The sequence below is a fragment of the Burkholderia sp. Tr-20390 genome, assembly GCF_017104595.1.
Classification (GTDB): domain Bacteria; phylum Pseudomonadota; class Gammaproteobacteria; order Burkholderiales; family Burkholderiaceae; genus Burkholderia.
In genome coordinates this window covers 1-7,436 of the sequence record NZ_JAAGPC010000286.1, presented here as the reverse complement: position 1 = coordinate 7,436, position 7,436 = coordinate 1, and the positions used below count along the sequence as shown (strand labels likewise).

At 68.7% G+C, this 7,436-nt stretch carries 7 protein-coding genes; 4 read left to right on the top strand and 3 right to left on the bottom strand.

What is annotated here, in order from left to right:
• From G3N98_RS37300 to G3N98_RS37285, 4 genes are all read left to right on the top strand, one after another.
• Positions 1 to 764: ABC transporter ATP-binding protein (locus tag G3N98_RS37300; RefSeq protein ID WP_206150929.1), on the top strand; the 764-nt coding region annotated here is incomplete at its 5' end.
• Positions 761 to 1,648: an ABC transporter permease gene (locus G3N98_RS37295; protein WP_206150928.1), complete on the top strand. Its 888-nt coding sequence runs from the start codon at positions 761 to 763 to the stop codon at positions 1,646 to 1,648. The genes G3N98_RS37300 and G3N98_RS37295, both read left to right, overlap by 4 nt.
• Before the next feature lie 167 nt (positions 1,649 to 1,815).
• Positions 1,816 to 3,033, top strand: a complete 1,218-nt coding sequence (locus G3N98_RS37290; RefSeq protein ID WP_206150927.1) for an acyl-CoA dehydrogenase family protein — start codon at positions 1,816 to 1,818, stop codon at positions 3,031 to 3,033.
• Between the two features lie 42 nt (positions 3,034 to 3,075).
• Positions 3,076 to 4,437 (top strand): LLM class flavin-dependent oxidoreductase, encoded by a 1,362-nt coding sequence (locus G3N98_RS37285; RefSeq protein ID WP_206150926.1) that lies wholly within the window; start codon positions 3,076 to 3,078, stop codon positions 4,435 to 4,437.
• A 2-nt stretch (positions 4,438 to 4,439) separates the two neighbouring features.
• Here the strand turns inward: G3N98_RS37285 and G3N98_RS37280 are convergent, their stop codons facing one another.
• The 3 genes from G3N98_RS37280 to soxC form a co-directional block, all read right to left on the bottom strand.
• Positions 4,440 to 5,627: an LLM class flavin-dependent oxidoreductase gene (locus G3N98_RS37280; RefSeq protein WP_206150925.1), complete on the bottom strand. Its 1,188-nt coding sequence runs from the start codon at positions 5,625 to 5,627 to the stop codon at positions 4,440 to 4,442.
• Between the two features lie 109 nt (positions 5,628 to 5,736).
• On the bottom strand, positions 5,737 to 6,261 hold the full coding sequence (locus G3N98_RS37275; protein WP_206150924.1) for a cytochrome c: 525 nt from the start codon (positions 6,259 to 6,261) through the stop codon (positions 5,737 to 5,739).
• On the bottom strand, positions 6,254 to 7,429 hold the full coding sequence (gene soxC, locus G3N98_RS37270; RefSeq protein WP_241026250.1) for a sulfite dehydrogenase: 1,176 nt from the start codon (positions 7,427 to 7,429) through the stop codon (positions 6,254 to 6,256). The genes G3N98_RS37275 and soxC overlap by 8 nt, the downstream gene beginning before the upstream one ends.
• Positions 7,430 to 7,436: the final 7 nt, after the last annotated feature.

The following is a 7,436-nucleotide window of genomic DNA, read 5'->3' as shown; positions in this document are numbered from 1 at the left end:
ACCTCGAATACCGCAGCGGCGCGCGGATCGTGCGCGCGACCCACCAGGTCAGCTTCGACGTGTATGGCAGCGACCGCTTCGTGCTGCTCGGCCCGTCGGGGTGCGGAAAGTCGACGCTGCTGAAGGCGATTGCCGGCTTCATCGAGCCCGTATCGGGTTCGATCGCGCTCGACGGTCGGCCGGTGCGCGGGCCGGGCCCTGACCGCGTCGTGGTGTTCCAGGAGTTCGACCAGTTGCCGCCGTGGAAGACGGTCGTCGAAAACGTCGCGTTTCCGTTGCGTGCCGCCGCAAGGTTGTCGCGCGCCGAAGCCCGGGAGCGCGCGCTGCATTATCTCGACAAGGTCGGGTTGAGCGGGTTCGCCGACGCCTATCCGCACACGCTGTCGGGCGGCATGAAGCAGCGCGTCGCGATCGCGCGCGCACTGGCGATGCAGCCGCGCGTGCTGCTGATGGACGAGCCGTTCGCCGCGCTCGACGCGTTGACGCGCCGCAAGATGCAGGAGGAACTGCTGCGCCTGTGGGACGAATTCCGTTTCACGCTGCTGTTCGTCACGCATTCGATCGAGGAAGCGCTCGTCGTCGGCAACCGGATCCTGCTGCTGTCGCCGCATCCGGGCCGCGTGCTTGCGGAACTCAACAGCCACGAGCATTCGCTCGACAACGTCGACACCGGCGACTTCCGCGACAACGTCGCGCGGATCCATCGCCTGCTGTTCGATACCGACACGACCAGCGTCCCGACGACGGAGGCAGCCGCATCATGAGCACGATCGATCCGGCCCTGCCGCCGCTACCGCCCGTGCGCGCCGAATACGAACGCACGCTCGACACGCTGCCCGACGCCGAGCGTGCCGTGCCGGCTCCGCTGTGGCGTCGTGTCGCCGGTGCGGGATGGTTTCGGCGCAGCGTCATCGCACTCGTGCTGATTGCCGCGTGGGAGATCGTCGCGCGCATCGTCGCGAACGATCTGCTCGTGCCGACCTTCGGCGCGACGCTGGCCGCGTTCGTGCAGGGCATCGAGTCGGGCGAACTGCTGGTGAAGACAGGCATCTCGCTGTCGGTGTTGCTGCGCGGCTACGCGCTGGGCGTGTTCTTCGCATTTGCGTTGACATCGCTCGCGGTATCGACACGCATCGGCCGCGACCTGCTGGCGATGCTGACGTCGATGTTCAATCCGCTGCCGTCAATCGCGTTGCTGCCGATCGCGCTGCTGTGGTTCGGGCTCGGCACCGGCAGCCTGCTGTTCGTGCTCGTGCACGCGGTGCTCTGGCCGCTCGCGCTCAGCATGTATACGGGCTTCGCGGGCGTGCCGGCCACGCTGAAGATGGCGGGGCGTAACTACGGCCTCACGGGCCTGCACCAGATCGCGCTGATCCTCGTGCCGGCCGCACTGCCGTCGATCCTGTCGGGCCTGCGCGTCGGCTGGGCATTTGCGTGGCGAACGCTGATCGCGGCCGAGCTGGTGTTCGGCGCGAGCGCGGGCCAGGGCGGGCTCGGCTGGTACATCTTCCAGAACCGCAACGAGTTGTATACGGATCGCGTGTTCGCCGGCCTCGCGGCCGTCATCGTGATCGGCCTGCTCGTCGAGAATCTCGTGTTCGACACGCTCGAACGCGTGACCGTGCGGCGCTGGGGCATCCAGCACTGATGTCACCGCACGCGGCAATTCCCGGCGCATGCATAACGTAAGCTGAAATCGGCTTTTCACGCGCGCCGGGTGCGTCCCTATACTTTGCGATGCTGCGCATGCGGCGGTTCGCGCATATCGCGATCGCACTGCGCAGCGCCCGATCTTCCCGAACAAGGACTTGCCGAATGACTGCCCGTGATGCCGTCGATCCGCGCGACGCGTTGCGCGACGCGCTTGCCGCGCTACCCGATCTCGCGAACGCGATCGGGCAGGATGCCGCGCAACGCGAGGCGCGTCGCGAACTGCCGTTCGAGGGGTTTGCGATCTTCCGCCGCTCGGCGCTGGGCGTGCTGCGGATTCCGGTGGAGCGCGGCGGCCTCGGCGGCACGCTGGTCGACCTGTTCGATACGATCGCGACGCTGGCCGCCGCCGATTCGAATCTCGCGCACGCGCTGCGGATCCATTACGACCAGATCGAGACGCTGCGGCTATCGCCGCGCACGCCGTTCAACGACGTACAACTCGAGCGGGCGCTGGCCGGCGCGATCTTCGGCGGCGCATCGACCGAGCGCGGCACGTCGCGGCCCGGCGAGAACACCACGGTGTTGCGTCGGGACGGCGATCACTATCGCGTGACGGGCCGCAAATACTATTCGACCGGCACCGCGTTTGCCGATTTCGCGCGCATCAACGTGGAGAACGAGCAGGGTGACGCGGTCGCCGTGATCATTCCTGTCGCGCGGGACGGCGTGCAGGTACTCGACGACTGGGACGGCATGGGCCAGCGCATGACCGCGAGCGGCAGCCTGCTGCTGAACGACGTGCAGGTGTTCGCGGATGAGGTGGCCGCGCGCGACGGCTCGACGCTCGTCGGCCGCCATTGCGGCGCGCTGCGGCAGCTGCATCTCGTCGCGACGGGGGCGGGCATCGTGCGCAACGTGGTTGCCGATGCGCGCCGCTACGTGCTCGCGCACGGCCGCCCGGTGCTGCACAGCCCGGCGCCGACCGCACGCGACGATCATTTCATCCAGCAGGTCGTCGGCGAGCTGTCCGCGCACAGTCATGCAATCGACGGGCTCGTGCGCGACAACGCGCGGGCGCTCGACCGTTCCGCCGACGCGATCGAAGCCGGCGATGCCGATGCACATGCGCTGGTGCTCGACAGCGCGCTCGCGACGGCACGCACGCAGCTCATCGTCAGCAAGCTGGCGCTGCATGCGGCGGAGCGGCTGTTCGAAGTCGGCGGCGCGTCGGCGACGGCGCGCGAACACAACCTCGACCGGCACTGGCGCAACCTGCGCACGATCTTCAGCCACAACCCGTTGCTGCACAAGGCGCGCGTGATCGGCGACTACGAGCTGAACGGCGTGACGACACACCTGACCGAAGGCCGCGTGTTCTGACCTGGCCGCGCGCGCGGCCCTCTTTTTCGGAAACCCTTCCCGATGACGATCCGCACCGGACACCTGCATCTCGGCGCATTCCTGTACCCGACCGGCCATCACATCGCCGCGTGGCGCCATCCCGGTTCGCAGGCCGACGCGGGCGTCGATTTTCGCCACTACGTGCGGCTTGCCCAGGCGGCCGAGGCCGCGAAATTCGATCTCGTGTTTCTTGCCGACGGCGTGGGCACGCGCGGCGACGACGTCGAGTTCCTGAGCCGCACCGCGCACAGCTACGTCGCGCAGTTCGAGCCGCTGACGCTGCTGTCGGCGCTCGCGGCCGTTACCGAGCGAATCGGCCTCGTCGGCACCGCGTCGACGAGTTTCAACGAGCCGTTCCACATCGCGCGCAAGTTCGCATCGCTCGACCACATCAGCGGCGGTCGAGCGGGCTGGAACCTGGTCACGTCGTCGAGTGCGCACGAGGCGCGCAACTTCAATCGCGATGCGCATTTCGATCACGCCGAACGCTATGCGCGTGCGGAGGAGTTCGCGGATGTCGTGCGTGGCCTCTGGGATAGCTGGGACGACGATGCGTTCGTGCGCGATCGCGCATCGGGCCGCTTCTTCGATCCCCGCAAGCGCCACGTGCTCGACCATCGCGGCCGCTTCTTCCAGGTGCGCGGGCCCTTGAACGTCGCGCGGCCGCCGCAGGGACACCCGGTCGTCGTGCAGGCCGGTTCGTCGCCGGCCGGTACGCGGCTGGCCGCGCGCACGGCCGAAGTGATCTTCACCGCGCAGCAGACGCTCGACGACGCCGTCGCGTTTTATGCGGACGTGAAGGGCCAGCTCGCGGCGTTCGGCCGCGATCCCGATACGCTGAAGATCATGCCCGGCGTGTTTCCGGTGGTGGGCCGTACCGAGAGCGAAGCGAAGGAGAAATTCGACGCGTTGCAGTCGTTGATCGACCCGGCGGTCGGGCTCGCGCTCGTATCGGGCCTCACCGGCGGGTTCGACCTGTCCGCCTATCCGCTCGACGGCCCGATTCCGCCGCTGCCGGAGACGAACGCCAGCAAGAGCCGGCAGGCACTGACGATCGAGCTCGCGCGCCGCGAAAACCTGACGATCCGCGAACTCTATTTGCGTGTCGCAGGCGCGCGCGGCCACTGGCAGCTCGTCGGCACGCCGGAACAGATCGTCGACCAGCTCGAAGAGCGCTTCGTGCGTTACGGCGCGGACGGCTACAACGTGATGGCGCCGACGTTGCCCGGTGGCCTCGACGATTTCATCGCGCTGGTGCTGCCCGAGTTGCGCCGCCGCGGGCTGTTTCGCAACGACTATGCGGGCCATACGCTGCGCGAGCATCTGGGGCTGCGGCGGCCCGTGCGCCGCGCCACCGCCGCCCGTACCGAAACGGCTGCCTGACGTCAGCGCCGCAAACCAGCATCGCGCAGTAGCGGCAGCACACGCTCACCAAAGAAGTCGAGATCGGGCTTGAAGTCGTAGAAGCTCAACTGGATGCCGTCGATGCCTGCACGGTGCAGGCGCACGATGGTATCGGCGACTTCTTCCGGCGAGCCGGTGATCGAGATATTGCCGCCGATCGCGCGCGAGGCAGCCTGCGAGCGCTGTTCGAAGCCGCCTCGCCACGCATGCGCGTCACTGTCGAAGCGATGGAAGCTGCCTTCGTCCGCATGCGCGACGATCGCGTCGCGGTACGCACGCGCTTCCGCCGCCGTCTCGCGGCAGATCACGAGCGGGTTGAGCAACGTGCGGATCGTTCGGCCGCGCGCCGCGGCGGCTGCCTTCACCCGTGCGGTATGCGCGGGCAGCGCAGCGACCGCGTGTTCGGCATCCGTGCCGGCCGGGCTCGTGACGAACACGATGTCCGAGTAGCGTGCGGCGAAATCGATACCCGCATCGGAGCCCGTCGCGTTGATCAGCAGCGGGCGGCCGTAGCGCGGCTTCGGCGTCACGAATGCGCCGCCCAGCCGCCAGCTCGACAGCTCGGGCGTGTAGCTGAAATTGTCCGGTTGCGCCCACAACTGCTGGACCGCGTCGAGAAATTCGGCGGCCATTTCATAGCGCCGGTCGTGTTCGATCCGGTTCCAGCCGAACATCTCGTGCTCGATCGCGCGGTGGCCGGTCACGACGTTGATCCCCCAGCGTCCGCGCGAGATGTGATCGAGCGTCGCGGTGAATTTCGCGAAATGCAGCGGATGCCAGGGCCCGTAGAGCACGTGGCTCGTCGCGACGAGGATGATCCGTTCGGTGCGCGCGGTCAGCGCGGCCAGCGTCATGAACGAGTCGAGCGCCTGGCCGTCGAACACACCGCCGTACCCGCCTTTCGGCAGCCACTGCGACAGCGCGAACACGAGGTCGAAGCCGAGTGCCTCCGCGCGCGCGACCAGATCGGCGTTGTAGTCGAAGGTCCAGTCGGTCGTGCGCGGCAGCGTCGACGCGCTCCAGCCGCCGGCCTGGATCGGCAGGAACAGCCCGAGCATCAGCGGCTGCGCGAGGACGCGCGACACGGGGCTGTCGGGGAAATCCGCCGGTGAGCGCACGTCGACGAACAGCGACGGCGCGACCGGAGCGGCGAGGGACGTGTCGCTCATGAAGGCTTCCTTGCGGGTTGGACATGTAGCGGACGACAACGCGCGGCACGTGCGGTGGCGAATCGCCCGGGTGTCATGCACGATGTGCGTGCGCGCGGTTCGAGCCGCGTCATAGCGTGCCGGGCCTCGGATCGGACACGAACCCGTCGCGGTTCGGCATCCGCACGCGTGGCAGCGTGCGCGCGTCGAGCCGTGCATCGCCGGGCACGATGCCGTTCAGATGGAGCACATACGCGGTGACCGCATAGACTTCGTCCGCGCTCAGCGATTGCGGCGCGTTGTACGGCATCGCGCGGCGGATGTAGTCGAACAGCGTCGTCGCGTACGGCCAGTAGCTGCCGACCGTCTTTTTCGGCTTCGCGCTCGCGAGCGAGCCCAGTCCACCGACGAGCGGATCGCCGACGCCGCCTTCGCCGCCGGCACCGTGGCACATCGCGCATTTGTCCGCGAACACGTGAGCGCCGCGCGCGACCGTGCCCGAGCCGGGCGGCAGGCCGCTGCCGTCGGGCGCGACGTCGATGTCCCACGCCGCGAGCGCCGCGCGGTCGACCGGCTGGCCGAGACCGTAGCCCGCGCCGAATGCGCTCGGAACCAGCAGGGATGTGACGAGCAGGCAGGCAAGCGGCTTACGCATTGCGCACCTCGCCGTCCGCGCCGACGCGCCAGTTCTGGATGCCGTTGTAGTGGTACTGCGAGTTGACGCCGCGCACGGCGACGAGCGCTTCGCGGGCCGGCTGCACATAGCCGGTTTCGTCGGTGGCGCGGCTTTGCAGGTCGGCGGGCTCGCCGTTCCAGATCCAGTCGGCTTCGAAGCGCGTCAGCGCGCGATCGCGCACGTCGCCCGCGAGTCGAGCGGGCCGCCAGGTGCGGCCGCCGTCGGTCGAGACGTCGACCGCGCGAATCCGGCCGCGTCCCGACCACGCGTAGCCGCCGATCGGGTAATAGCCGTGCGCGGCGAGCCGATGGCCGGCCGACGGCCGCGTGATGACCGACTTCGCATCCATCTCGAACACGAACTGGCGCGCGCAGCCGCCGGGCAGCAGGTTCGTGTATTTCGACGTTTCCTCGCGCGTCATCTCCGGCGCGCGCACCAGCTTCAGCCGCCGCAGCCACTTGATGTTCGTGTTGCCTTCGAAACCCGGCACGATCAGCCGTACCGGATAACCGTTCTCGGGGCGCAGCCGTTCGCCGTTCTGCGCATAGACGACGAGCGCGCGCTCGAGGATCCGGTCGAGCGGCAGGCTGCGCGTCATTGCCGCGCCGTCGGCGCCTTCGGCGAGCAGCCAGCGTGCGTCCGGATCGATGCCGGTTTCGTCGAGCAGCGTCGAGAGCCGAACGCCTGTCCATTCGCAGCACGACAGCAGCCCGTGCGTGAACTGAACGGGCAGCCCGCTCGGGCCGTTCCATTCGCTGCCGGTGTTGCCCGAGCATTCGAGGAAGTGGATCCGCGACTCGGACGGAAAGCGCAGCAGGTCGTCGATCGTGAACACGCGCGGCTCGCGCACGAGGCCGTGCACGACGACGCGATGACGCTGCGCATCGATCTCCGGCACGCCCGCATGATGACGCTCGTAGACGAGGCCGTTCGGCGTGATGTCGCCGAACAGGTCGGCGAGCGGCGTCATCGACGAGCCGGAGCCGGGCAAGGCCGGCGTGCGGGCGCTGCGGCGGATCACGTCGCGTTCGTGCGGCCCCGGCACGCCGTAGGGCGGTGACAGTAGCGGCGCACCCGGGCCGCGGGTCCAGGGCGGCACGTCGAGCGGGGAGCGCGGAGAGAGCGGGGCGAGCGGCTGGCTCGCCAGCGCGCCA

Coding starts and splice junctions, on each gene's coding strand:
- G3N98_RS37280 (WP_206150925.1), bottom strand. CDS start 5,627: ATGAGCGACACGTCCCTCGCCGCTCCGGTCGCGCCGTCGCTGTTCGTC.
- G3N98_RS37295 (WP_206150928.1), top strand. CDS start 761: ATGAGCACGATCGATCCGGCCCTGCCGCCGCTACCGCCCGTGCGCGCC.
- G3N98_RS37285 (WP_206150926.1), top strand. CDS start 3,076: ATGACGATCCGCACCGGACACCTGCATCTCGGCGCATTCCTGTACCCG.
- G3N98_RS37275 (WP_206150924.1), bottom strand. CDS start 6,261: ATGCGTAAGCCGCTTGCCTGCCTGCTCGTCACATCCCTGCTGGTTCCG.
- G3N98_RS37290 (WP_206150927.1), top strand. CDS start 1,816: ATGACTGCCCGTGATGCCGTCGATCCGCGCGACGCGTTGCGCGACGCG.